Genomic DNA, 1,138 nt, shown 5'->3' on the forward strand with positions numbered 1-1,138 from the left:
TTTAAGGCAATACCGCACAGAAAAAAGTGCCAGATACCGCCAAGTGTGATATAATAAACCTATGGATAAACAGATGACGATTTCCGCATTCAGTGACGAATTGGCACAGGTGCGGACGAAGAAAAAGGAATTTCTCAGTCAGATTGAACGGATTGTCCCGTGGAAGGAATGGCTTGCCATGATTCAGCCGTGCTATTACAAAGGAGAGCGCGGCAACAAACCCTATCCGCTGGAGATCATGCTCCGACTGTATCTGCTGCAAAACCTCTATGACCTGAGTGATGAGGCCACAGTGGCAGAAGCCATCGACAGCCGCGCATTTTCGGAGTTCTGCGGTGTCGATTCCAGCAACCAGGTTCCGGACGGGGATACCCTTGGCCGGTTCCGGAACTTGCTGATCAAGAACGGACTGCAGGAAAAGTTGTTCGCTCAGGTGGTAGCTGCGCTCATGGAACGTGGCCTCATTCTGAAAAAGGGCACCATTGTAGATTCCACCATCATTTCCGCCCCCTCTTCTACCAAGAATAAGGAAAAGAAACGGGATCCGGATGCCCATCAGGTCAAGAAGGGCAACACCTGGCACTTTGGGTACAAAGCACATATCGGCGTGGACAAGGACAGCGGACTGGTTCACACAGTGGAAGCCACACCGGCAAATGTCCACGACGTTGCGGAAGTGCCGAAATTGTTGACGGGAGAGGAAGAAACAGTCTATGGAGACAGCGGTTATCTCGGCGCAGGTAAGCGCGAAGATGCCGTAGTCCGAAACAAAGCTGGCCGGAAAATCAAGTACAAGATCAATCGTCGTCCATCGCAGATGAAGAAACTGAGCAAAAGCGGACAGTACGCAGCAAAGAAAGCGGAACGGGCGAAATCTTCCGTCCGGGCAAAAGTAGAGCATGTATTCGGTGTCGTTAAGAAGCAGCTGCGTTTTCGAAAAACACGATACCGAGGGCTTGAAAAGCAGCAAGCCAAATTCAATATCATGTTTGCGTTAGCAAATCTGATTCTGGCTGACAGACCCTGTCTGGCAGCTTGAGTTAGTGCGCCTTTGCGGACAAAAACTTCCGAGGTTATCCACAGTTTTTACTTGGCACCTGTTGTATAATGCGGATTGTGGCATTTATGCGGTATTGCC

1 protein-coding gene is annotated in these 1,138 nt (G+C 50.1%); it reads left to right on the forward strand.

Translation table 11 applies throughout. The features are described 5' to 3' along the window. Positions 1-73 precede the first annotated feature (73 nt). Entirely contained in the window at positions 74-1,039 is a 966-nt protein-coding gene (locus tag BQ5383_RS00005; RefSeq protein ID WP_083389760.1) for an IS5-like element ISBian1 family transposase, read from the forward strand. The last annotated feature ends 99 nt before the right edge of the window (positions 1,040-1,138 follow it).

Origin of the sequence: Angelakisella massiliensis (genome assembly GCF_900104675.1) — a bacterium.
Classification (GTDB): domain Bacteria; phylum Bacillota; class Clostridia; order Oscillospirales; family Ruminococcaceae; genus Angelakisella; species Angelakisella massiliensis.

Excerpts from the sequence above, each read along its gene's own strand:
- BQ5383_RS00005 (WP_083389760.1), top strand. The coding sequence starts at position 74 with ATGACGATTTCCGCATTCAGTGACGAATTGGCACAGGTGCGGACGAAG.